The 22,862-nt window shown below is 66.1% G+C and carries 16 protein-coding genes and 1 tRNA gene; 7 read left to right on the forward strand and 10 right to left on the reverse strand.

The window, feature by feature from the left end; genetic code table 11:
* The first annotated feature begins 87 nt into the window (after positions 1-87).
* Positions 88-717: a phosphatase PAP2 family protein gene (locus AC5WS7_RS21375; protein ID WP_495956308.1), complete on the forward strand. Its 630-nt coding sequence runs from the start codon at positions 88-90 to the stop codon at positions 715-717.
* Between the two features lie 9 nt (positions 718-726).
* Here the strand turns inward: AC5WS7_RS21375 and AC5WS7_RS21380 are convergent, their stop codons facing one another.
* The 8 genes from AC5WS7_RS21380 to AC5WS7_RS21415 all read right to left on the reverse strand — a co-directional run bounded on the left by AC5WS7_RS21380 (position 727) and on the right by AC5WS7_RS21415 (position 13,868).
* On the reverse strand, positions 727-1,395 hold the full coding sequence (locus AC5WS7_RS21380) for a DUF8185 domain-containing protein (protein ID WP_495956450.1): 669 nt from the start codon (positions 1,393-1,395) through the stop codon (positions 727-729).
* Positions 1,396-1,405: 10 nt separating this feature from the next.
* Positions 1,406-1,837, reverse strand: a complete 432-nt coding sequence (locus AC5WS7_RS21385; RefSeq protein ID WP_495956451.1) for an acyl-CoA thioesterase — start codon at positions 1,835-1,837, stop codon at positions 1,406-1,408.
* A 230-nt stretch (positions 1,838-2,067) separates the two neighbouring features.
* The gene (locus AC5WS7_RS21390) at positions 2,068-6,957 is read right to left on the reverse strand and encodes an NAD-glutamate dehydrogenase (protein ID WP_495956309.1); all 4,890 of its coding nucleotides are present in this window, start codon (positions 6,955-6,957) and stop codon (positions 2,068-2,070) included.
* A gap of 280 nt (positions 6,958-7,237) precedes the next feature.
* The gene (gene ettA, locus AC5WS7_RS21395) at positions 7,238-8,914 is read right to left on the reverse strand and encodes an energy-dependent translational throttle protein EttA (RefSeq protein ID WP_495956310.1); all 1,677 of its coding nucleotides are present in this window, start codon (positions 8,912-8,914) and stop codon (positions 7,238-7,240) included.
* A gap of 153 nt (positions 8,915-9,067) precedes the next feature.
* Positions 9,068-9,565 (reverse strand): single-stranded DNA-binding protein, encoded by a 498-nt coding sequence (ssb, locus tag AC5WS7_RS21400; protein WP_495956311.1) that lies wholly within the window; start codon positions 9,563-9,565, stop codon positions 9,068-9,070.
* A 135-nt stretch (positions 9,566-9,700) separates the two neighbouring features.
* Positions 9,701-10,639 carry a threonine/serine dehydratase gene (locus AC5WS7_RS21405; RefSeq protein WP_495956452.1) on the reverse strand — a complete coding sequence of 313 codons (939 nt, stop codon included), beginning with the start codon at positions 10,637-10,639 and terminating at the stop codon, positions 9,701-9,703.
* Between the two features lie 5 nt (positions 10,640-10,644).
* Positions 10,645-12,681, reverse strand: a complete 2,037-nt coding sequence (locus AC5WS7_RS21410; protein WP_495956312.1) for a bifunctional copper resistance protein CopD/cytochrome c oxidase assembly protein — start codon at positions 12,679-12,681, stop codon at positions 10,645-10,647.
* Positions 12,682-12,782: 101 nt separating this feature from the next.
* Positions 12,783-13,868: an NAD(P)/FAD-dependent oxidoreductase gene (locus tag AC5WS7_RS21415; RefSeq protein ID WP_495956313.1), complete on the reverse strand. Its 1,086-nt coding sequence runs from the start codon at positions 13,866-13,868 to the stop codon at positions 12,783-12,785.
* Between the two features lie 112 nt (positions 13,869-13,980).
* Between AC5WS7_RS21415 and AC5WS7_RS21420 the strand changes: the two genes are divergently transcribed.
* From AC5WS7_RS21420 to AC5WS7_RS21430, 3 genes are all read left to right on the forward strand, one after another.
* Entirely contained in the window at positions 13,981-14,412 is a 432-nt protein-coding gene (locus AC5WS7_RS21420; RefSeq protein ID WP_495956314.1) for a MarR family winged helix-turn-helix transcriptional regulator, read from the forward strand.
* A 134-nt stretch (positions 14,413-14,546) separates the two neighbouring features.
* Positions 14,547-14,623 (forward strand) — tRNA-Arg (locus tag AC5WS7_RS21425).
* A gap of 1,283 nt (positions 14,624-15,906) precedes the next feature.
* The gene (locus tag AC5WS7_RS21430) at positions 15,907-16,110 is read left to right on the forward strand and encodes a cold-shock protein (RefSeq protein WP_030515181.1); all 204 of its coding nucleotides are present in this window, start codon (positions 15,907-15,909) and stop codon (positions 16,108-16,110) included.
* A 283-nt stretch (positions 16,111-16,393) separates the two neighbouring features.
* Here AC5WS7_RS21430 and AC5WS7_RS21435 read toward each other — a convergent pair whose 3' ends face one another.
* Positions 16,394-16,525: a MerR family transcriptional regulator gene (locus AC5WS7_RS21435; protein WP_495956315.1), complete on the reverse strand. Its 132-nt coding sequence runs from the start codon at positions 16,523-16,525 to the stop codon at positions 16,394-16,396.
* Positions 16,526-17,027: 502 nt separating this feature from the next.
* On the opposite strand from AC5WS7_RS21435, the gene AC5WS7_RS21440 reads away from it, so the two are divergent.
* Positions 17,028-18,095 carry a fatty acid desaturase family protein gene (locus tag AC5WS7_RS21440; RefSeq protein WP_495956316.1) on the forward strand — a complete coding sequence of 356 codons (1,068 nt, stop codon included), beginning with the start codon at positions 17,028-17,030 and terminating at the stop codon, positions 18,093-18,095.
* Between the two features lie 316 nt (positions 18,096-18,411).
* Here AC5WS7_RS21440 and rpoD read toward each other — a convergent pair whose 3' ends face one another.
* Positions 18,412-19,548, reverse strand: a complete 1,137-nt coding sequence (gene rpoD, locus AC5WS7_RS21445; RefSeq protein WP_495956317.1) for an RNA polymerase sigma factor RpoD — start codon at positions 19,546-19,548, stop codon at positions 18,412-18,414.
* A 903-nt stretch (positions 19,549-20,451) separates the two neighbouring features.
* On the opposite strand from rpoD, the gene dnaK reads away from it, so the two are divergent.
* Both dnaK and AC5WS7_RS21455 read left to right on the forward strand, forming a co-directional pair.
* A complete protein-coding gene (gene dnaK, locus AC5WS7_RS21450) occupies positions 20,452-22,350 on the forward strand; it encodes a molecular chaperone DnaK (protein WP_495956318.1) in 1,899 nt (632 codons plus the stop codon).
* Positions 22,351-22,361: 11 nt separating this feature from the next.
* Complete coding sequence (locus AC5WS7_RS21455; protein ID WP_495956319.1) at positions 22,362-22,862, forward strand: nucleotide exchange factor GrpE; 501 nt, start codon at positions 22,362-22,364, stop codon at positions 22,860-22,862.

Genomic DNA, 22,862 nt, shown 5'->3' on the forward strand with positions numbered 1-22,862 from the left:
CTCAGCAGAGGTGTGCGAGCCTGGATGATCCGCGCCACCACGGTGCGAGCGATGATCCGCCCGCACCTCGACCGAGAAATCGAGGCTATGACCAGCGACCTCCAGGGCATGGATCCGTCCGGTATCGACGGATCCTGGTACGTCGACATGACCAGGTTCGCCAAGGACACGCCCTGGCTGAACACGCCGATGGCGGTGTACAGCGGTATCGGAGTCGGGTTGTTCGTGGTGTTCATGGTCATCGCCTGGTGGCTGGCTCGCCGGCGCGACGCATCGGCGATGGCCGCGGCGCTGGCGGTTCCGCTCGCGGCGCTCATCGCCTACGTCGTCAACGACGCCCTCAAGCTGATCGTCTCCGAACGACGCCCCTGCTATCGCTTCCCCACCGCATTCCTGCTGGAGAAATGTCCCGCGCCGGAAGACTATTCCTTTCCCAGCAATCACACCGTCGTCGTATTCGCCATGGCCGTGGCATTACTGGCGGTCAACCGGCGACTGGGGATCTGGGGGTTCGTCGCGGCGACGGTCATGGGCGTCTCCCGGGTGTACGTGGGCGCGCACTATCCGCACGACGTCCTCGCCGGCGCGGTCGTGGGTGTGGTCATCGGCTACTTCGCTGCGATTCTGTTGCGGCGCGGCATCGCTCCCCTGGTGACGAGACTGTCGAGCGGACCGTTGCGTCCCATGCTCACCACCTCCGAGCCGGTACTCCGATAACCGCGCGGGTCAGCGGGCCAGCAGTGCGGGACCGCGGCGGCGCGCCACCGAACCGTACCGGGCGTCCAGGCGCAGCCAGGTCCGGCTGGCGCGGACCCGGACGATCTCACCGGGAGCGATCCGGCGCGGATCGGGACGGTCACCCGCGTGCGGAATGAAATCCATTGCGGTCAGTGCGAATACGACCCGCATCGGGACCTCGGCCCGCTCCCCCGCGCCGGTGACGGTCAGCACCGTCTGCTCCAGCAGGGAGGCCGGCGGACCGTGGCCGCTGCCGTGCTCGGCCGCCAATTCCACGCCGCGCTCGGCCAATTCGACCAGCGAGCGAGCCGGGATGTCATCGATGTGGGTGAAACCCGCCACCGGCGGCAGGGCGGTGCGCCACGCCGAGTCCATGGAGAATCCGAGGTCGATCCGGCCGTCCGGGGCGGGGGCGCGCAGGCCGGACAGCAGCACGTCACCACCGGCGGTCACATCGTCGACACCGAGTTCACCCAACACCGTGCGCACCGCCAGGACCTCGAAACTCGTTGCGGCCCAAGCGGAGATGTAACGGTCGTCGCGGCGGCGCAGCCGGATCACCGCGGCCGGGTCCAAGCGCACCGCACGGCCGACGAAGGTGGCGAGGTTCTCTCGTTCGGCGGGATCGGGAATCAGGAGCGCCCCCTGTCCGGGCATCATCGCCGTGTCATCGCTTCCACAGCGCCAGGTAGTCGCGTTCGGCCGCGGTGATGCGGCGCAGGCGCTGAGTATCGATGTCGAACGCGGCCATCTGGGTGGTGGCGATCACCGATGCCCGCGAATCGGGCGCGGTGCCCGAGGCCCGCACCTCGTAGCCGATGGTGAAGTCCACCGCCCGCAGTTGCTCGATCCACATCGCCACGTCCAACGGGGTGTCCTCGTGCCGGAGTTGCCCCTTGTACTGCACGTGCAGGTCGACCAGGACGCAGCCGGTGCGCAGCCCGTCGGTGGGCTTGTCGTCGCCGAACAGCCACGGAATCCGCGCCTCCTCCAGCAACGTCACCATCCGGGCGTGGTTGATGTGCTGGAAGACGTCCATATCCGACCAGCGAACCTCGACCTTGGTGTGGAAACGCCGGGGCAGCGCGACACCCTCGATACTCGCCTCGCTGTCCGGCGAACCGACACTCGTCACGCGATACCTCCCGATCGGATGGCCGCCCGCTCGTCGCGGGCGGCCGCAGTTGATGAGCACCTGTGCCCGTCCGGCTCCGCCGCCGCACCGCGTGCGGGCCGAATCGGCTATCCAGTATGCCGCCCACCCGCGATCACCAGGGGACCGGACCGGCCCCGCCGGTCACCCTCGATCGGGGACCGGCAGGACGCCGCTCAGCGCATATCGGACTGGACACCCACTCCGCTGACCATGCTGCGGACCTGGCGAGCGGCCACCGACAGAGTGGCCAGGTCGTGGGTGCCGGATTCGAACAGTTCCGACAGGGCAGCGCGAGCGCGGCCGAGGCGGGCCTGGTTCTTGGACTCCCAGTACGCGATCTTCTCCTCGGCGGTCTCCTCCGGATCACCGGCCGAGAGCACGTCCAGAGTGAGCGAACGCAACGAGGAGTACATATCGTCACGCAGCGCGAGCCGGGCCAGGGCGTGCCAGCGATCGCCACGTTCGAGGTGGCTGACCGCCTGCAACAACCAGTCCACCTTGAGGTGCTCGTTGAGTGCGTAGTACAGCGCGCCCACCTCGGCGCCGTCGCGTTCGGTGATATCGGCGATATCGATGACGTCCAGCAGCGGGAACAGGTTGAGCAGGCCGAGTACCTCGGTGGCCAGGGCCTCCGGCGCGCCGCGGGCGATCAACTTCGTCGTCTGTTGCTCGAGCGTGTCGATGTGGTGACCGCGCAGCCATCCCGGCACCTGCGGCGCCAACTCGCGCACCGCTTCGCTGTACCGATGAATTTCCGAACCCACGGCGATCGGCTGTGGCCGGTTGCTCAGCAACCAGCGCGACGCCCGGTCGAGGGTGCGCTTGGTCTCGAGCTCGAGATCGTCCTTGACCGCGACCGAGGTATCCGCGGCGCGGATACGCCGCCAGATCGAGTGCAGATCGAAGATCTGACTCGCCGCCGCGAACGCACGCGCCGAATCGCCCGTGCTCGCACCGATCTCCTCGTTCAGCCGATGGGCATAGGTGATGCCGCCCAGATCCACCATCTCGTTGACGACCATGGTGGTGACGATCTCGCTGCGCAGTCGATGCCGCTTGATCGCCGCGCCGAATCGCTCGCGCAGCGGCGCCGGGAAGTACTCCGGCAGCCGCGCCGAGAACCACGGACTTTCGGGCAGATCGGTCTCGAGCAGATCGGCTTTGAGCGAAAGCTTCACGTGCGCCATGAGATTCGCCAGTTCGGGTGAGGTCAGACCGATACCGGCCTCGGCCCGGCGATTCATCTCCGCTTCCGAGGGCAGCGCCTCGAGTTCGCGGTCGAGTCCGCGGCGCTCCTGCAGATCGTCGATCACGCGCATGTGCACATTGAGCATCCGCGGCGCCTCGGTCCGGGACATACCCATCAGGAAGTTCTGGGACACGTTGTCCGCCAGGACCATCGCCGACACGTCGTCGGTCATCGAGGCCAGCAGCGGATTGCGGTCGGCCGCGGGCAGCTCGCCGCTGGTGACCACGCCATCGAGCAGGACCTTGATGTTGACCTCGTGGTCCGAGCAGTCCACGCCCGCGGAGTTGTCCAGCGCGTCGGTGTTCATCTTGCCGCCGTTGGCGCAGAACTCGATCCGGCCCAGGGCCGTGGCACCGAGGTTGCCCCCCTCGCCGATTACCTTGACCCGCATGGCATTCGCGTTGACGCGGATCGCGTCGTTGGCCTTGTCGCCGACGTCGGCATTGGACTCGGTGGACGCCTTCACATAGGTGCCGATACCGCCGTTCCACAACAGGTCCACCGGGGCCAGCAGGATGGCGCGGATCAACTCCGGCGGCGAGAGCGAGGTGATGTTGTCGGCCAGCCCCAGCGCCGCGCGCACCTGCGCACTGATCGGCACCGCCTTGACCGTGCGGTCGTAGACGCCGCCACCCGCACTGATCAACGACCTGTCGTAATCCGCCCACGACGACCGCGGCAACGCGAACATCCGCTCCCGCTCCCCGAACGACACCGCCGCATCCGGATCCGGATCCAAGAAAATATGCCGATGATCGAACGCAGCCACCAGACGAATATGCCGCGAGAGCAACATCCCGTTACCGAACACATCACCCGACATATCCCCCACCCCGACCACCGAGAAGTCCTCGGACTGGGTATCCACACCCATCTCGGCGAAATGCCGCTTCACACTCTCCCAGGCACCCTTGGCCGTAATCCCCATCGCCTTGTGGTCATAACCCGCCGAACCACCCGACGCGAAGGCATCACCCAGCCAGAACCCATACGACCGCGCCACCTCGTTCGCGATATCGGAGAACGTCGCGGTCCCCTTGTCCGCGGCCACCACCAAATACGTGTCATCACCATCACGACGCACCACACGCTCGGGCGGAACCACCGCACCCGAGGCATGATCCACGTTGTCGGTCACATCCAGCAGACCCGAAATGAACGTCCGATAGCACGCCACACCCTCGGCCTGCATCGCCTGCCGATCCGCCACCGGATCACCCGACGGCGCCGGCGGATGCTTCACCACGAAACCACCCTTGGCGCCCACCGGCACGATCACCGCGTTCTTCACCGCCTGCGCCTTCACCAAACCCAAGATCTCGGTCCGGAAATCCTCCAGCCGATCCGACCACCGCAACCCACCACGCGCCACCGGACCGAACCGCAGATGCACACCCTCCACCCGCGGCGAATACACGAAAATCTCGAACTGCGGCCTCGGCCTGGGCAATTCGGCTATCGCATGCGGCTCCACCTTGATCGACAGGTAGGACCGCGGCTCACCGTTCTCGTCGGTGCGGTAGTAGTTGGTCCGCAACGTCGCCTTCACCAGGCTCAGGATCGCGCGCAGGATACGGTCGGCGTCGAGACTCACCACCTCGTTGATCCGCTCGACCACCTCTTGCTCGAGTTCGGCAGCCCGTTCCGGCGAGGCGGAATCCGGATCGAACATCGCCGCGAACAGGTCCACGAACAGCCGAGCCGCATCGGGCGCGGCCAGCAGCACACGGGCGATATTGGCCTGGCTGTATGGGAAGTCGGCCTGCTGCAGGTACCGCGAGTAGGCGCGCAGGATCGACACCGTGCGCCAGTGCAGACCGGCGCGCAGGACCAGTTCGTTCAGCGCGTCCGCCGAGGCGCGGCCGTACCACAGCGCGTCGAACGCCTCGGTGAACCGCTCGCGCAGACCACGCTCCCGGGCCGCGACCACCTCGAGCCGATCGGAGGTCTCGATGAGTTCGGCATCCATGTTCCGGTCGAGCGCGCGGCTCAGCAGGTCCGGGCGGGCCTGCAAGCCGAAATCGTAGATCCAGCACTGCCGCTCGTCCTCGAACGCCACCTGGTACGGGCGCTCGTCGACCACCTCGACGCCCAGGCTCTGCAACAACGGCAGAACCTGACTCAGCGAGATGCCGCTTCCGACATAAAGGGTGAAACGCCATGAGCCGGAAGCAGATCCGGGCCGCCGATACAGGTGCTGCTCGATGCGGTCGCCGCCCAGATGCTCGAGCCGCACGATATCGGCCAGCGCGCGGGCCGAGTCGAAATCCTCCTTGTACGCCTCGGGCAGGGCGGCGGAATACCGTTGCACCACAGTCGGGTCGAGCACCGTGGAGCGAGAGACCTCTTCGCGCAGATCGTCGTCCCAGGTATGGCTGGCGCGCCCGAGCAGATCCTGGATGCGCAGCCGGTTCGCCTCCGAGGTATCCACCGGCGTGCCCGGCTGGGCGAGCCGCACCGTGAAATACACACTGGCGAGCTCGTTCTCGGACACTCGCGCGGAGTAGTCGATGGAGACGCCGCCCAGTTCACGAACCAGGATGTCCTGCATTTCCAGGCGGACCGCGGTGGTATAGCGATCGCGGGGCAGATACACCATGCAGGCCACGAAACGGCCGTAGGAGTCCGAGCGCAGGAACAGCCGAACCTGCCGCCGCATACCGACATTCAGCACCGCGCTGGCCGTGCGGCGCATCGTCTCGGCATCCGAGGAGAACAGTTCGGTGCGCGGGAAGGACTGGATCACCTCGAGCATGGCCTGCCCGGAAAAGGAATCCAGGTCGAATCCGCTGGCCTCGATGACCGAACGGACCCGGCGTTCGATCACCGGAATATCCAGCACGTTCGCATGCAGGGCGGTCACCGTGAACACACCGATGAAAACGTGTTTGCCGACGAGCGCACCGGAGTCGTCGAAGTCCGCGACGCCGATGAAGTAGGGGTAGACCGAGCGGTGGACCGTGGCCGGGACCAGGCCCTGGGTCAGCATCAGCAGCGGCCGGTCGCGGCCGTTGACCGGAACGCGGAAGTCGGTGCCCACGTCCGGACGCAGCACGCCGAGGCAACTGTCCGGCACCACAACGGATTTCGCCTCCGTCTCGGCGCGCTCGTAACGGGCGTAGCCCAGCACGGTGAAGTGGCCGTCCGCCAGCCAGCGCAGCAGATTCGCGCAGTCGATCAGATCCGTCGCGGAGAAGGGCGGGGTGCCCTTCCTCGCGGCGCGCTTCAAATCCTCGGCGAGCGTGTCCTGCATCGCGCGCATGGCCTGGGTGTCGCCGATGACCTGACGCACGTCGGTGAGCACGTCGGGTATCTCGTTCTCCACGCGTGCCAGCAGTTCACGGCTGGTCGACGGGTGCAGTTGGACATGCATCCACGACTCGCGCAGCCCGATCATGCCGTGCCCGTCCACCTCGTGCGCGGCCGCGGATTCGAGCCGGCCGTCGGCGTCGCGGATCACCTCGAAGATCGGGTGGATCACCTCGCTGACGCTGACTCCGATCCGGGTCAGCGCGGCCGTGACCGACTCGACCAGCATGGGCATATCGTCGGTGACGAGCTGCACCGCCGCGCCCAGTCCGGTGTTGTCGTCGGGATGGTGGACCAGAACACGGCGCTCGCCCGCACGCCGCTGCATGCCGAGCTCGAGGTGTCGGCGGAACACCTGGCTCGAACTTCCGCTGATAGCACAGTCCACATCGCCGGCGTCCACGTGGCGGAAATAGGCTTCCTCGAGCGTCGCGAGTTCGCCTCGCAGCGGCTCCGGTAACCCCGCCGCCCACGCGGCACTGGACAATTCGGACGAGACCGTCATTTTCTTCGCCAACTCCTCGGATTCGGTTCCGTAACAAAGTGACGCCGGAGTCGAGGGTAGCTGGGCGTCGCGAACACCGGAGGAAATACTTCCCAAAGTCCCGGCGACGCCCAGCCGCCAATGCGGCCCGGTTGGTCCTACCTCACGCGGGCATGACCGCACTACCAGGTGAAAGCCCGACATATGTTGCGCCCGTTGCCTATTGGGCGATTGTATCCAGTTGTGGCGAAAGACACGTTTCGTCTGAGGGTTACCGTGCGGTAGCCGAACCGCGCCGGGATCAGTCCCTGGTCAGCTTGCGGTGGGTGACCCGATGCGGGCGGGCCGCCTCCGGGCCGAGCCGCTCGATCTTGTTCGCCTCGTACGCCTCGAAGTTGCCCTCGAACCAGAACCAGGACGCCTCGCTGTCCGAATCACCTTCCCACGCAAGGATATGCGTGCAGGTGCGGTCCAGGAACCACCGATCGTGGGAAATGACAACGGCGCAGCCGGGGAACTGCTCGAGCGCGTTCTCCAGCGAGCTCAGCGTCTCCACATCCAGGTCGTTGGTCGGCTCGTCGAGCAGGATCAGGTTGCCGCCCTGTTTGAGGGTCAGAGCGAGGTTCAGGCGGTTGCGCTCACCGCCGGAGAGCACCCCGGCCGGCTTCTGCTGATCCGGGCCCTTGAAGCCGAACGCGCTGACATACGCGCGCGAGGGCATCTCCTGCGTGCCGACCTCGATGAAGTCCAGACCGTCCGACACGACCTGCCACACGTTCTTCTGCGGGTCGATCCCGGCGCGGTTCTGGTCGACGTAGCTGAGCTTGACCGTCTCGCCGATCTTCACCTCGCCACTGTCCGGCGATTCGAGTCCGACGATGGTTTTGAACAGCGTGGTCTTACCGACACCGTTGGGTCCGATGACACCGACGATCCCGTTGCGCGGCAACGTGAACGACAGGTCCTTGATCAGCTGACGATCGCCGAAGCCCTTGTCCAGGTGCTCGACCTCGACCACGACATTGCCCAGACGCGGCCCCGCGGGAATCTGGATCTCCTCGAAATCCAGCTTGCGGTGCTTCTCGGCCTCCGCGGCCATCTCCTCGTACCGCCCCAAGCGCGCCTTGTTCTTGGCCTGCCGGGCCTTGGCTCCCGAGCGGACCCAGGCCAGCTCCTCCTTGAGGCGCTTCTGCAGCTTCTGGTCCTTCTTGCCCTGGACCTCGAGCCGCTGCGCCTTCTTCTCCAGATAGGTGGAGTAGTTGCCCTCGTACGGGTAGGCACGACCGCGGTCGAGCTCGAGGATCCACTCCGCGACGTTGTCCAGGAAGTACCGGTCGTGGGTCACGGCCAGGACGGCGCCCGCGTAACCGGCCAGATGCTGCTCGAGCCACAGCACGCTCTCGGCGTCGAGGTGGTTGGTCGGCTCGTCCAGCAGCAACAGATCCGGCTTGCTCAGCAGCAGCTTGCACAGCGCGACTCGACGGCGCTCACCACCGGAGAGGTTGGTGACCGGCTCATCCGGCGGCGGGCAGCGCAGCGCGTCCATCGCCTGTTCGAGCTGGGAGTCGATATCCCACGCGTCGGCGTGGTCCAGATACTCCTGCAGCTTGCCCATCTCGTCCATGAGCTCGTCGGAGTAGTCGGTCGCCATCAGCTCGGCGATCTCGTTGAAGCGGTCCAGCTTGACCTTGACCTCGCCGAGGCCCTCCTCGACATTGCCGCGGACGGTCTTGTCCTCGTTCAGCGGAGGTTCCTGCTGCAGGATGCCGACGGTCGCGCCGGGCGCCAGGAACGCATCACCGTTGTTGGGCTGATCCAGTCCGGCCATGATCTTGAGCACGCTCGACTTACCGGCGCCGTTCGGCCCGACGACACCGATCTTGGCGCCGGGAAGGAAGTTCAGCGTCACGTCGTCCAAGACGACCTTGTCGCCGTGCGCCTTGCGAACTTTCCGCATCTGGTAAATGAACTCAGCCATATCCCTCACCCTAGTGGTTTCGAACCGACCAGCCGCACGCGCCCAGCGAATCCGCCCAGCTAGGCAACGGGTTTTGCCCCGGTTCCGGAAGCCGTGCCGATCACGGCATCGATGGCAGCGCGGAGCGATCGTATCGCCCGCTCCCGAACGGCCTCATCCGCGCCCGCAGGCGTCGCCATCCAGCGCGGGAACGAGCGACTCGACGGGCTCCGGCGACGGTCTTTCGGCCTCGCCGGGCGACACGGCGGCTCCGGAGTCGGAGAATGCCGGGTGCGACGGTCTGCCGGGCCCGCCGCGACGCACGACGCTGGCCGTACAGCGGCCCAGATCCGGTCCAACCGCGCTCGCGCGCAGTTCCAGATCCTGCCGGGAATGCCCCTCCCGGGTGCGATATTCGCTGAGACGCAGCTGACCGTAGACCAGGATCGGATCGCCCACACTCAGCGAGGCGCCGACCCCCTCGACCAATCTGCGCCAGCAGTTCACCGTGACGTATACGGTTCCGTTGTCGACCCAGTCGCCGCTGGCGCGATCGAGCCGGCGCGCGGTACTGGCCATCCGGAAGGTCACCAACTGCCGACCGCTGGGCAGACTGCGCCGCACCGGATGGGTGACCACATTGCCGACCAGTGCCGTATATGCCTCGTACATGACTCCACCCCTTGACATTTCGACGTTGTGGTCAAGCCTCGCCGATCGCCGAGGGGCACACCAGAGCGAATCCCGATTTGGGGATAACTTTCGCCTTGTGAGCAGGCGGCATTCCGGATTCCTGCGGCCGCGGCGCTAGAACGTATTGAGATCCGTATTTGCCCCGGACAGCACCACGACCGGCCGTTCCTCCGGCTGCGGCACATACGCGCCGCTCTGGATCGCGGCCAGCGCGGTCGCACCCGCGGGCTCGACCACGATCCGGAACTCGCGCCACAGATACTCCCGCGCCATCGCGATCGCGTCGTCGCTCACCAGTACCGAGCCGATCCGGTAGCGCTGCGCCAGCTCCATCGCCATATCGCCGATCCTGGTGGCGCCCAGGGCATCCGATGCGATGGTGTTGACGTGCACGTCCACCGGGCGTCCGGCGGCCAGGGCCGAGTGCAGGGTCGGCGCGCCCACGGGCTCGACCCCGATCACCCGTCCGCGCAGGCCCAGCGCGGCCGCGATTCCGGCCGCCAGCGCGCCACCGCCCACCGGCACCAGAATGGGCGGCCGGGCCCGCACCTGACGTTCGATCTCCAGCCCGATCGTGCCCGCACCGGCGATCACCTCCGGCAGGCCGTAGGCGTGCAGGCACAACGCTCGGCGTTCGGCGGCGAGTTCCTCGGCGTACCGGGTCGCCTCGACGTAGGTCGTTCCGCGCCAGAGCACTTCGGCGCCGTAGGCCCACATCGCGGCGACCTTGGTGTGCGGAGCGGACTCGGGCACCACCACCGTGCACGAACGTCGCCGGATCGCGCAGGCCAGCGCGGCCGCGATGCCCGCGTTACCGCCGGAGGCGATGACCACCGAACGCTCGTCGTTCCCGGACGCGAGCAGCGCGTTCAGGCTGCCGCGCACCTTGAAGGTGCCGCCGTGCTGGAGATATTCGAACTTCAGGCTCACCGCGACCGAACCGTTCGGACCGGCGACCTCGGTATGGCAGACGGGCGTGACCCGGATGTGCCGCCCCAGACGCCGACGAGCGGCACGCACGTCGGAGCGGTACAGCCGCGGCCCCCGCCCCACCGTGGTCAACGCTGCTCCCGGTCGTGCCTGGCCAGTTCGGCGAACATGGCGTTGTGCGCGGCCAGCTCGGCATCGTGATCGCGGTCGGCGGCGCGGTCGATGCGTTTGGCCTCCCGCGAATCGCTGCGGGACCACTGGATCAGCAGCGCCAGCATGACCACGACCAGCGGCAACTCACCGCTGGCCCAGGCCAGGCTGCCGCCGGTGTGCTGATCACCGAGCAGATCGTTGTTCCAGCTCAATCCCAGTGAGCGATAGAACCAGCCGCCCATCACCGTGGTCATACTCATCAGCGCCACACCGAAGAAGGCGTGGAACGGCAGTGAGCCGAACACCATGCCGACCTTCGTCAGCGGCTGCACCTGGCGGGGCTTGGGGTCGATGCCCAGTACCACCCAGTAGAACAGGTAGCCCGACACCAGGAAGTGCAGATTCATCGCCAGATGCGCGCCGTGCTGGTCGAGCACGGAGTTGAATATCCCGCCGAGGTACAGGGCGTAGAACCCGGAGATGAAGAACACCGCGGCGACGACGGGATTGGTCATGAACCGCGAGACCGGATTGTGCACCGCGGCCAGAATCCATTCCCGTGGACCGGGCGGCGCGTCGCGACCGGCCGCGGGCAGTACCCGCAATGCCAGCAGCACCGGGCCGCCCAGCGCGAACAGGATCGGCGCCAGCATCGACAGCATCATGTGCTGTGCCATGTGCACACTGAACATCGCCGGTGCGTACCGGCCGACGCCGGAGCTGGTGGCGATCAGCAGGATCGCGCATCCGCACAGCCAGGAGATGGTGCGCCCGGCCGGCCAGGCGTCACCGCGCGCACGCAGCCGCCGCACGCCGACCAGATACAGCACGGCCAACACGATCGACAACGTCCCGAAGATCAGGTCGAATCGCCAGTCGAACAGGAGCCGGGTGATCGTCGGCGGTCCGGGCAACTCGTACCCGATCTCCACCTCGACGGGTGTGGGCACGGTCTTCAGATCCGGCGGCGGGGTGCGGCCCAGCCCGACCGCGAGCCCGATCGTGGCGGCGAAGACCAGCGCCTCCACACCGGCGAACCGGATGAGCGCGGCGCGGTCCCCCGGATCGGCCGCCAGGGCGGGAATCGCCTTGCGCCGCTGCAGGAATCCGATCACACCCAGTGCGCACAGCGCGATCGTCTTGGCGACGACCAACTGGCCGTAGGTCGTAGTGAACAGATCGCTCAACGGCACCCGCACCCAGGCGTTGATCACACCGCTGATCGCGACGACGACGAAGGCGCAGGTCGCGACAGCCGAGAACCGCCGAGTGGCCAGGGCGGTATGCGCACCGCCGCGCACCGCGTGCGCGAGCACTGCGAACAGTCCGCCCGTCCACACCGTCATCCCGACCAGGTGCAGGATCAGGCTGTTGGTCGCCAGATCGTGCGCACCGCCCGCGGAGGAATGCCCGGTCAGTGCGATCGGCAGCAGACAGGCCGATGACCAGGCGAACAGCGGCGGCGTCCAGCCCCAGCGCAGCGCGAGCCGGCACCCCACCGCGAGGAGGAAGGCCATGATGGCCGTCACCCGCCAGGCCCCGGCAACCTCGACCTGGCCGATCGCATGCCATACCTGTTCCGGCCGCAGGGTTTTCAGCACCGGTTGCCCGGTGGTGTCCGACAACGTCAGCGGGACCAGCAGAGCCGCCGTGCCCGCCCACACCAGCGCGCAGATCCCGGCCCGGCGCAACGCGCGATATCCGGCCACGTCGAGCAGGCCGTTGTGCTGCGGCGGGGTGAGAAACGCGGCGAACAGCAGCGATCCGATCGCCAACGCCCCGGACAGGTCCGCGATCGCCCGCACCGCCGGAAGTCCATAGGTCGTCAGCGAGCCCGGATCGGGAATGCCCAGCAGGGTCAGCGCCTGCGCCGCGGACAGCCCGACGATCAGCGGCGCGACGAATGCCGCGACCGCGATCGCCATCGTGGTCAGCGCGGGAAACGCCGCCGCGGACTCCGACCGAGGGGCCTGGCTGTCAGGTTCGGTGGACGGGTCCTGCGGTGACGACATGCATCGAGCGTAATGCGGTCCGCACCGCACATCTGCCGCACCCCGGCCGTCGGCGCACCTGCTGTGACCCGGCCGACATGCCCGCGAATCGCCGGCTCGAGTCACCGCGCCGAGAGCCCGAACAGCTCTCGATACGCGGTGATCCGGAGATCGGCTCCTTTCAATCGCGCGGTGGCCTCGGCACCGAGTAACCCCGCCTCGGGCGAATAGGACGCACCCGCCCGAGGCCCGAGCGGCAGCGCGATCCCCTCCGGCCCCGGGCGGTAGGCGCGTAACTCGTCCGCTCCGCCGATCAACGCACGGATATTGGCCGCGACCACCTCCGCGTGCAGCCCCGCGGCCTTGGCGGTCCTGCCCTCGGGCATGGCGACCAAATCACCGACCGCGAATACCCGGGCCTGGCCGCGCAGCCGAAGTTCGGGAGTCACCTCCAGATACCCGTCGGCCCGCCGCGCCGAGGACAGTTCCCCCGCGAGGTAATCGGTCATCGGTCGCACACCGAAGCAGCGGAACCAGAAATCGGCCTCGATCGAGCGGCCCGACCGAGTGACAGCGGTGAACGTCGCGAGGTCTCCGGCGCGCGACGGCGGATCGTCGCGCAGACCCGTGCCCAGGACCAGCTCGACACCGAGTTCGGTGAGCTGCCGCCGCAGTTCGGCGCGGAGATCCGGATGGTAGCCACCGCGGAGGATGTCCTGCGCCGGGTCGACGATCGTCACCGATCTGCCCGGCCGGACCGCGGTGATCTCACCGGCCAACTCGAGGCCGACCGCGCCCGCACCGAGCAGCAGGACCCGCTCGGCCTGCGCCAGGCCCGCCCGGGCGGCGCGAAAACGCGCCTTCGCGTCGGCGCTGTCGTCATCGCCGGTCTTGGCGGGGAACGGATAGGCCGAACCGGTCGCCAGCACAACGAAATCGGCGTCGATCCGCTCCCCGGAGCCGAGTTCGATCTTCGAGGCATCGACCCGCACAGCACGGTCGCGCACGACCCTGCCGCGGCGCAAGAGCCCGTCGTAGGGGAAGAAGATGCGGTCGGTCCACGCGGGATCGGTCAGCGCGCGCAACGCGGCAACGTTGTAGACGAAGGCGTCACGGGGCTCGACGATGGTCACCTCCGCGATGTCGTCCAGTGCCTTCGCCACCGCGGTACCGCCGAATCCCCCGCCGATGACAACCACGTCGACCATGACACCTCCAAGTTCGTACAACATACTATTGGTTGTGCGAACTAATTTAGTTCGTACAACCAACAACATGCAAGCGGCAGTAAAATGACGACGACCGGCATCAGGAGGTTTCGTGACCACAACCGTCGAACAGCTGCCCCTCGCCGAGGCTCTGGTGCGCCTGTCGCATCGGGTGCAGCAGGTGTTCGCCGAGGTCAGTCGTAGACACGACCTCACCCCGCAGCAAGCTCAGCTCCTGTGCCGGCTCGCGGCCGGCCCGGTCGGGATGTCGGATCTGACGCGCTGGCTTGCGCTGGAGAAATCAAGCCTGACCGGCTTGGTCGATCGCGCCCAGCGTCGAGGCCTGGTCGTGCGCATCCCGCATGAGACCGACAGACGCGCATTCCAGATCGCCCTCACCGACGCCGGGTCCGCCCGCGCCGAAGCCACCCACCAGGCGGTGATCGCGTGGTTGAACGACCTACTGACCTCCGTCGACCCCGCCCACCGCGAGCAACTCTCGGCCCTGATCACCGGATCGATCCTCGACGCCGGCCGCCGATAGCCGCCGCACATCCGGCACGGCACCGGAAATGTCCGAGAGTTGCTCTCCGAAAACCAGGACAAACCTGGACGGTCGCTATACTCCCCTCACTGGACAGCACGCCTCCAAAGCGGCATGGTGTTTGGTGCCGCACTGCCTCCGTAGCTCAGTTGGATAGAGCAAGGGCCTTCTAATCCCTAGGTCGCAGGTTCGATTCCTGCCGGGGGCACCAAGAGGCTGTAACCATCACCCAAAGGCCAGGCCGCAGGTACGAATCCTGCCGGGGCACCAACCTGCGACGACGTTTCCGCTGGTTAGCGGGTTTACTCGATTCATGGACCGCTGGCAGTCCAACCAGACAGAACGGAACTGTGCAGGTCAAGGCGGTTGTCCGGCGCGAGCCCCAGGGAAACACTGAACATGGGCAACCAGGCCGAAGGGGGTTGCGATGCCCAGTTTGGAAGAGCTTTACAACGAGCTCATCGCGAAGCCGAAGCGGCTCGGCAGCAATCGCCTGTTTACGCACACTACGTGAAGAACTCGACCAGCTCGACTACCGGATCCACGTCGAAGTTTCGGCAGATGAGCGGCATTACGAGCTGAATCTGCCTAGCGATAGGTCAATACGACTCTCACTGCTGCGGACTTCCACGCTCAGATCGCCCGCAACGTCGCCCGCGCCGAGCGTGAGCGTGAAGCGCACGACGCGGCGCACCTGTCATGGGGAGGGTCGGTGACCGGCCGGCCACCCCCTGGATGCGGTGTCGGGCCGGGTCGCGCAGCGGCGAGATCCTGGAGGTGCGTGACCGCGAGGGTGAACCCTCGTATGCGGTGTGCTACCTGCCTGACAAACGGCCGCCGGGCGGTGCACGCCCGGCGACACGATCAGCAAAAGGCGATGGAAGGGGTTGTCGGTCAGTAGAACTCGACAGGAGGCGGAGTAGTTGTCATCGTCGCACTTCTCGTTCGCGGTCGAAGGTCCAGAAATCGTGCGGTCGCCGCCACACGCCGAAGTGCCCCGGCGCCGCAGGCGCCGGGGCACCGAAAAGGGGGGAATTACTGCGTCTTCCGACATGTAACCGAAACGTCGGCGATCACCCGAACCACACATCTTCACGGTGACCCGACGGGCAACGCCTCCTCTCTCCTGACGGACAACTTCATCCGTCCGTGCAACTTCATCGTGTTACCCAGCGGGCGGTGGGACCTCGTACATGCTGGTCCCGTGGCCGCGCCCGCCGTCCTATCGTCACGGGCAGTTCATCATCTCCCGTGCAGTTTCGACTCTTCCTTCTCCGTCAACGAGAGAGAAATTACCGCGCAATGAACCGGATGTCTACTGTCATCACTGAAGAGTTTTTGTAGCGCGTCTTGCCGGAGCGGGGCTCCCGATCGCTGACGAGCCGTCACGCGGCTCACCCACCCCGCGTACAGGGGAGGTGTGTGGCATGCTGGGTGTCGAGCACGGGTTGTTGCAGTGATCGCCCGGCTCGCTACAGGAAGTCACCAAAAAGTATGTCGCAAGGCAGTGTGAAGTGGTTTAACGGCGAAAAGGGCTTCGGGTTCATCGCGCAGGACGCGGGCGGCCCGGATGTGTTCGTCCACTATTCCGAGATTTCCGGCTCCGGCTATAAGTCCCTCGACGAGGGCCAGCGCGTCGAGTTCGAGGTCGGGCAGGGCCAGAAGGGCCCGCAGGCTCAGAGCGTCCGCGTCATCTAGGAGCAGATGAGAGCAGAAACCCGCGCGATCCGCGCGGGTTTCGTGCTTTTTCGGCGCGGACCCCGCAAGGCGTGCGTCGTGGCCCTGCGGTGTCCGTCGGATTGATGACCAGGCTGCTATGTCCGGTTGGCGATCAAACAGTGGCCTGCTTGGCTTCACGCAAAACCTGCTTCTCGTGGCGGGAATCGAGGGTTACGAGGCCATGAACGTTCACCGCCGGGCCCTCTTCGAACAGCGGTGGCCCCGACATCCTCGCGCGGTCGCCACGTCACGACCGCCACCACTACCAACCGGATCGCCGGCAGGCCCCTTCCAGGGAATTGCCGGTGTCGATCAGTTCGCGCACGCGTGCGGCGATCCGCAGCTGGTAGCGCGAGTAGCGGCGCCGCCCGCCCGCGGAGCGCTGTGGGGTCAACAGCTGCGCGGCGTCGAGGCTGCGCAGGAACGCCTGGGTAACGCCGAGGATTCCGCCGCACGGCCCATGCTGTAGGCGGGGAAATCCTCGTCATCGAGCCTGCCGTTCCCCTGGTCCCCCGGCACCGCCGGTTGGAGTCGTATCGCTGCCTCCACCGACGACCTGCGCGAATAGAATCGGGAACGGTGTGCATCGTGGGCTGCTGTCAGATTCGGCGCTCCCCATGATCAGGGATCGGCGACCGACAACGTCCACCCTTTCGTGTCGCGGTTCGCCCCCTGCCGCTAGGCTGCGGCGCGCCGCCGCTATCACACCTCAACCCGATTCCAGGTCATACCAAGGGATTACATCGAACGAGAATCCGGTCGATAACTTCGAATCGTCCCTCCCGCTCTCGACACAAGCAGCCTCCGCTGAAATCGAAGCCCCCGATCGACATCGGTCGATCGGCATCGAGGACGCGCGAAGTTGGCATCTCCGACCCAGCTCTCAGGAAGATTTCATGACCACACCAGCCTTGGTTCCACAGTCATTTCCACGATCAGCGCGACCCGGCGCCGACGGTGACTACGCCCGTCTGTTGCGACGGATCTCCGACGCGGGACTGATGACCCGGCGTCCCCTCTACTACACGGTCCGGCTCAGCCTCGTCGGGATCGCGTTCACCGCCGGCTGGGCAGGGTTTGTCCTGGTCGGTGACTCGTGGTGGACGCTCATGATCGCGGCGTTCATGGCCGTGACGTGCGCTCAGGTCGCCCTGGTCATGCACGATGTCGCGCACCGCCAAGTCTTCCGGCTACGACGGCCGACCAAGATCATGGGCCGGGTCGTCGGCAACGCCGGAATAGGCCTGGCCTACGGGTGGTGGCAGGACAAGCACACCCGCCATCACGCCAACCCGAACCACGAGGAACTCGACCCCGACGTCACACCCGACATTCTCCTCTGGTCACAACGCCAAGCACGCGCCAGCCGCGGCGTGGCCCGCCTCATCGGGAGGGCACAAGCATTCCTGTTCTTCCCCTTGCTGATGCTGCTGGGCCTGAACCTGCACCTGTCCAGCGTCCGCGCGCTCGCAAACCGATCGGTCAAACACCGCGCACTGGAAGGCGCGCTGCTGTTCGGCCACTTCACCACCTATACAGCCGCACTGTTCGCGATTCTGCCCGCCGACAAAGCCTTCGCGTTCCTCGCCGTACACCAAGCGCTGTTCGGCCTGTACATGGGCTGCATCTTCGCCCCCAACCACAAGGGCATGCCGACCTTGACCGGCGACGACCGCCCCGACTACCTACGCCGGCAAGTGCTGACCTCCCGCAACGTGCGCGGCGGCGTGCTGACCGACATCGCCCTCGGCGGACTCAACTACCAGATCGAGCACCACCTGTTCCCGAGCATGCCGACACCGAACCTGCCCCACGCCCAGGTCATCGTCCGCGACTACTGCGCCGAAATCGGCGTGCCCTACCACGAAACCGGGCTGCTCTCCTCCTACCGCGAAGCACTGCAGCACCTGCACTACGTCGGCGCACCCCTGCGCACCACCGCCACACAACAGAACGCCGGATGAAAGTTCCCGCACTACACTGCGTCTCACGTCCGCAACCGTTCAACCCGGCATCCAGCATGTCGGACAATGAGCACATCCCCGGGGGACCGACGGTCACTGGTCGACACGGTTGAGTGGGTCGCGGCCAGTAGCCACCGATTATCTCGCCGACAGCGACGTCGGTGTCACGGTCTTTCCGACCCTCGCTGATGGTCTCGTACGAAAACCGCCGGAGGTGCGCCAGTGTCTCGACCGACCGCGCGGCGTTCTCGATGACACCGGACAACTGCGGCAGGGCCCGCTGCTGACCTTCAACCGTCCGCAGCACCATCGCCCTCTACTCGAGGTAATCCCGAAGCAACTGTGAGCGCGACGGGTGACGGAGCTTCGACATCGTCTTCGACTCGATCTGCCGGATCCGCTCACGGGTGACACCGTAAACCTTGCCGATGTCATCGAGCGTTCGAGGCCGCCCATCACCCAAGCCGTAACGCAGACGCATGACGCCGGCTTCACGCTCGCTGAGCGTATCGAGCACCGACCGCAACTGCTCCTGCAACAGGGTGAACGCCACCTTCTCGACCGCCACGACCGCCTCGGAGTCTTCGATGAAATCACCGAACTGGGCCGCGCCCTCGTCACCGAGCGGCTGGTCCAACGAGATCGGTTCCCGTGCGATCTGCCGAACCTCGAGAACCTTCGCGGGTGCAATACCCAACTCCGAGGCAAGCTCTCGGGCTGTCGCCTCACGGCCCAGCTGCTGAAGCAGTTCACGCTCCGCACGCCCGAGCTTGTTGATCATCTCCACCATGTGCACAGGGATCCGTATGGTGCGGGCCTGGTCGGCCATGGCCCGAGAAATCGCCTGGCGAATCCACCATGTGGCATACGTCGAGAACTTGAAACCTCTGCTGTAGTCGAACTTTTCCACCGCCCGCACCAGACCCAGATTGCCCTCCTGGATCAGGTCGAGGAACGCCATACCCAGACCGGTGTACCGCTTGGCGATCGAGACCACCAGCCGCAGGTTCGCCTCGAGCAGATGATCCTTGGCCGCGATGCCGTCCTGCACCAGCCAGGTCAGGTCCCGGCGACGAGCGATCGCCAGACCCGAAGGTCCCTCGCATTCGGCCCGCAGTTTCTGCACCGCATACAGACCGACTTCGATCCGGACCGCGAGATCGACCTCCTCGGCCGCGGAGAGTAGAGGGACTCGCCCGATCTGCTTCAGATACGCCCGTGTCGAGTCCCCACCGGCGGCGAACTCGGCTTCCTCGCGCGCCCGACGCAACGCCGGAGACTCCTCCGCATCCCAGATGTCGTCCGCAGCGTCTTCGTGTCCCGCCGAGTCGCCAGTGGAATCTTGGTCATTCATTTCGCCTGCGGTCGTTGCCACATTCGCCTCTCCGAGAGATTCGGGCGGCATCGCGATTCGAGAAACAGGACCGCAGAGAGGCCTTGAGCGGCTCGGCAATCACCGGGACCACCGACCAGCGTACTGGTCGACACCCGAAGTAGACGACTGACGGCCCCACCTTCCACTACGCTTCGGTGCGATCTGCCATGTGGTCAGCTTCAGTAACTCCAGGCAGCGCCCGTCAGTTGCGACATGGCATGTCCACCGAAACGTCAAATCGGATAAGCATTCACGATGACCAGACGTTTTCCGGTTGCCCATGTTTTGCGATTCCTGCCGGGGGCACCAACCTGCATACACGTTTGCGCAGGTAAGCGGGTACATCGGACACGCACCACTCCTCCGGATGATGAAATGCGCAGGTCAAGCGGTTGCCCTGGTTTGAATCCTCCGAAGAACCACAAAACATGGGCAACCAGGCCCGCCCCCGCTGAGAGGGAGGATCAGCTGACCTCGGAGTAGCCCGCGTGCCACTTCAACAGGGCCGCAATCGCTTTCGCCTGCGCCGCAACGAGACGCTCGCCTTCTACCGACGTATCGAACGTAATAAGACGCGGTCAGCTCGCCAATTCGCTGGACGGAGCCCCTGAGCTGCCCTGAGGTTTCCCCGCTGAGCCGGAGAGCTGATTATCTGGCTCCGGCTGGACCCCGTTGATGGTAGCTGGCCCCGTATTCGTCCGGTGACCGCCAGTCCAGCTTCTGGTGTCGGACAAAACTGCCACTGCGGGTACCGACCGTGGTGCCCGCAGTGCCCAGCGGCAGCGCCACCCGGAGGGGTGGTCGATCGCGGCGACCATCGCGTCGCAATCCCCATAGTGATCGCCCCCTGTTCCGGCAGGACCAATCGGTTTCGCGTTTTTCGCCTTGTCGGACCGTGTCGCGCCTTCGGTGTGGCCGGAAGGATTGACGGTGTCGAGTATCCCGGCGGCCGGCCGGTCGCGCCGATCCGAAGGAATTGATATGGCCACTGCTGTAGGAATCGATCTGGGGACGACGAATTCTGTCATCGCGAGCTGGCAGGGCGGCGAGCCGGTGGTGATCGCCAATGCCGAGGGCGCGCGCACCACACCATCGGTGGTTGCGTTCACCGAAAGCGGTGAGCGGCTTGTCGGTCAGCTTGCCCGCAGACAGTCGATTTTGAACCCGAAGGGCACCATCTATTCGGCGAAGCGATTCATCGGCCGCCACTTCGACGAAATATCGGAGGAAGCCAAGGCGGTGAGCTTCGACGTCGTCGAGGGCGACGGCGGCGTCGCTCGATTCGATGTGCGAGGCAAGAAGTATGCGCCCGAGGAGATCAGCGCGCTGGTGCTGCGCAAGCTGGTAGATGACGCGAGCAAATATCTGGGTGAGCGGGTCAAAGAAGCGGTGATCACCGTGCCTGCCTACTTCAACGACGCACAGCGCAATGCCACCAAGGACGCGGGCCGGATCGCGGGACTCGACGTCCTGCGCATCATCAACGAACCGACTGCCGCTGCTTTGGCGTACGGATTGGACAAGAAGACCCACGAGACGGTGCTCGTCTTCGATCTCGGCGGTGGCACCTTCGATGTCAGCCTGCTCGACGTCGGTGACGGTGTGGTCGAGGTCCGTTCCACCGCGGGTGATTCCCATCTGGGCGGGGACGACTTCGACCGCCGCATCGTCGACTATCTCGCCGACGAATTCCAGCGTGCGGAGCACATCGACCTGCGTGCCGATCCGCAAGCGCTGCAACGGCTTTTCGAGGCAGCGGAGAAGGCCAAGGTCGAGCTGTCCTCGGTGACCCAGACACAGGTGAATCTGCCGTTCGTGACCGCCGACGCGAACGGACCCAAGCACCTCACCACCACGATCATGCGCTCGAAGTTCGAGGACTTGACCGCGGATCTGGTGCAGCGCTGTCTCGGCCCGGTGGAACAGGCCATGCAGGATGCCAAAGTCACCGCCAACGACATCGACGAGGTGATCCTGGTCGGCGGATCCACCCGCATCCCGGCGGTACAGGCGCTGGTGCGGCGGTTGACCGGCGGCAAGGATCCGAATATGAGCGTCAACCCCGACGAGGTCGTCGCGCTCGGCGCGGCGGTCCAGGCGGGCGTGCTCAAGGGAGAGGTCTCCGATGTGCTGCTGCTGGACGTCACGCCGCTGTCGCTCGGTGTGGAGACTCAGGGCGGGGTGATGACGAAGATCATCGAGCGCAATACCACCATCCCGGCCCGGCGCAGCGAAGTCTTCTCCACCGCGGAGGACAACCAGCGCGCTGTCGATGTGGTGGTGCTCCAGGGTGAACGCGAGCGCGCTTCCGACAACCGCGTGCTCGGCCGGTTCCGGTTGGAGGACATCCGGCCGGCGCCACGCGGCCAGGCGCAGGTCGAGGTCACTTTCGATATCGACGCCAACGGCATCCTGAATGTCACCGCGCGTGACAAGGACACGGGCAAAGAGCAGAGCATCACCATCAGCGAGCAGTCCAATCTGGACCAGAGCGAGGTGGACCGGATGCTCGCCGAGGCCGAGCAGCACCGCCGCGAAGACGAGGAACTGCGCAAGGCCGTCGATGCCCGCAACGCGTTGGATTCGGCCGCGTACCAGGTGGAGCGGCGCCTGGCCGAACTCGGTGACAGCGCGCCGCCGCACGAGCGGGCACGCGCTGAGATGCTGATCGCCGACGCCAGACAGGCGGTCAAAGAAGAAGCGCCGCTGGATCGGGTGCAGTCGCTCACCTCGGAACTGCAGCAATTGCAGTACGGGTTGCAGTCCGCGCAATCCGGTGGCGACCGACAAGCGAGCTACGCGGGCACCGCCGGTACGGGCGGGGGTGCGGGCTCATCCGGTGACGATGACGTGATAGACGCCGAATTCGACCGGAGTTGAGGGAACTTCCCATGGATTCCTCTGCTGACCAGTCGACTGCCGATGATGCACCTGATCCCGATGCGGCGCCGGAACAGCTCGACGCCCGGGTCGCCGAGTTGGAAGATCGCTGGCGTCGCACGGCCGCCGATCTGGACAACCTACGCAAGCGCTACGCCAGAGATCTCGATCGAGAGCGCGCGGCCGAACGATCGAAGGTGGCGGCCGCCTGGCTACCGATGCTGGACAACTTGGAACTGGCCCTTGCGCATGCGAACGGCGAGGCGGACCCGCTCGTCGCGGGCGTCCGCGCGATCCGGGACCAAGCGGTGCAGGTACTCGAACAGCTCGGCTACCCGAGACATTCCGAGGTGGGGGTACCGTTCTCCCCGGAAATGCACGAGGTGGTCAGCGTGGTCGACCGGCCCGATTTCCCGCCGGGGACCGTGGTCGAGGTGCTGCGCCCCGGATACGGCGAGAACGGACGGCAACTGCGTCCGGCAGCCGTAACCGTCAGCAGACGCGAGGGGTGA

This window comes from Nocardia sp. PLKS1-43 (assembly GCF_059510335.1).

Coding starts and splice junctions, on each gene's coding strand:
- AC5WS7_RS21375 (WP_495956308.1), top strand. CDS start 88: ATGACCAGCGACCTCCAGGGCATGGATCCGTCCGGTATCGACGGATCC.
- AC5WS7_RS21380 (WP_495956450.1), bottom strand. CDS start 1,395: ATGCCCGGACAGGGGGCGCTCCTGATTCCCGATCCCGCCGAACGAGAG.
- AC5WS7_RS21390 (WP_495956309.1), bottom strand. CDS start 6,957: ATGACGGTCTCGTCCGAATTGTCCAGTGCCGCGTGGGCGGCGGGGTTA.
- ettA (WP_495956310.1), bottom strand. CDS start 8,914: ATGGCTGAGTTCATTTACCAGATGCGGAAAGTTCGCAAGGCGCACGGC.
- ssb (WP_495956311.1), bottom strand. CDS start 9,565: ATGTACGAGGCATATACGGCACTGGTCGGCAATGTGGTCACCCATCCG.
- AC5WS7_RS21410 (WP_495956312.1), bottom strand. CDS start 12,681: ATGTCGTCACCGCAGGACCCGTCCACCGAACCTGACAGCCAGGCCCCT.
- AC5WS7_RS21415 (WP_495956313.1), bottom strand. CDS start 13,868: ATGGTCGACGTGGTTGTCATCGGCGGGGGATTCGGCGGTACCGCGGTG.
- AC5WS7_RS21430 (WP_030515181.1), top strand. CDS start 15,907: ATGTCGCAAGGCAGTGTGAAGTGGTTTAACGGCGAAAAGGGCTTCGGG.
- AC5WS7_RS21440 (WP_495956316.1), top strand. CDS start 17,028: ATGACCACACCAGCCTTGGTTCCACAGTCATTTCCACGATCAGCGCGA.
- dnaK (WP_495956318.1), top strand. CDS start 20,452: ATGGCCACTGCTGTAGGAATCGATCTGGGGACGACGAATTCTGTCATC.
- AC5WS7_RS21455 (WP_495956319.1), top strand. CDS start 22,362: ATGGATTCCTCTGCTGACCAGTCGACTGCCGATGATGCACCTGATCCC.